This is a genomic window from Novosphingobium panipatense, from assembly GCF_900182875.1.
Lineage (GTDB): Bacteria > Pseudomonadota > Alphaproteobacteria > Sphingomonadales > Sphingomonadaceae > Novosphingobium > Novosphingobium panipatense.
The window spans coordinates 1-1,022 of sequence record NZ_FXUI01000063.1 but is presented as its reverse complement, the minus strand read 5'-3'; the positions used below and the strand labels follow the sequence as shown (position 1 = coordinate 1,022).

The following is a 1,022-nucleotide window of genomic DNA, read 5'->3' as shown; positions in this document are numbered from 1 at the left end:
ACGGTCACGTCCTCGGCGGTGTAGAGCGGTTTCACCGCGATGCCCTCGGGCGTGTTCCAGGTCAGGTCCTTGCCCTTGACCTCCTTCGCCGCCGCGGCCTGCCAGTCGTTGATGTCAGCCATGTTTGATGCCCGGAATTAAGTTCATGAAAATGGCTGACATCGCCTGCTTCAGCCTACCAGTTCGATGATGTCCTTGCCGAACAGTGCTTCGTCCGACGGGATCACCTTGTGCTGTGCGAGCGGCTTCGACACCCAGGTCTCGTTGATGAGATCGCGCCAGGTGACGTTGTTGTTCGTGCCGTTGCCGCCCCATGATCCGCAGCCGAGCGAAAAAGTCTGGCGCATACCGTTCCACACGTTGCCCGAGTTGGAGGCCGACTGCGGCTGATTCACCATGACGCGGCTGGTCTTGGTGCCCATCGCCAGCTTCGTGATGTTCTCGTCGCTCTGCGAGTAGATGCCGCAGGAGTGGCCCTGCCCCTGATAGCTCTGGATGGCGTTGGTAAGGCGGATCGCCTCGTCGATGTCCTTCGCGCGATAGAGCGCCATGGTGACAGTCATCTTCTCGCCCGAAAACTTGTGGTCCGGGCCATGGCCGGTTTCGGGCACGATGAAGAACGCGGTATCTTCGGGGATTGCAAACCCGGCGTAGTCGGCAATGAACTGCGGGGACTGCGCCACGACCTTGGCGTTGATGTGCTCGCCATCCTCCCAGATCGCTTTCTCGAGCTTGGCCTTGTTTTCGCCCTCGATGATGAAGCCGCCCTTGGCCTTCAGCTTCTCGAGCATCGTGTCATAAATCGCATCAAGCAGGATCACCGCGTTGTCCGACGAGCACGAAGCGGCGTAGTCCAGCGTCTTCGACAGCAGGATCTTGGCTGCGGCATCATCGAGGTCAGCGGTGTCGTCCACGGTGACCACCGCATTGCCCACACCCACGCCAAGCGCCGGGGTGCCCGACGAGTAGGCCGCCTTCACCATCGGCGTGCCGCCCGTCGCCAGAATGCGGTCGCACTGCTT

The 1,022-nt window shown here is 61.2% G+C and carries 1 protein-coding gene; it reads right to left on the bottom strand.

All coding sequences use genetic code 11. From position 1 onward, the window contains the following. Positions 1-170: 170 nt before the first annotated feature. Positions 171-1,022: aldehyde dehydrogenase family protein (locus tag QOL62_RS19820; protein WP_488165572.1), on the bottom strand; the 852-nt coding region annotated here is incomplete at its 5' end.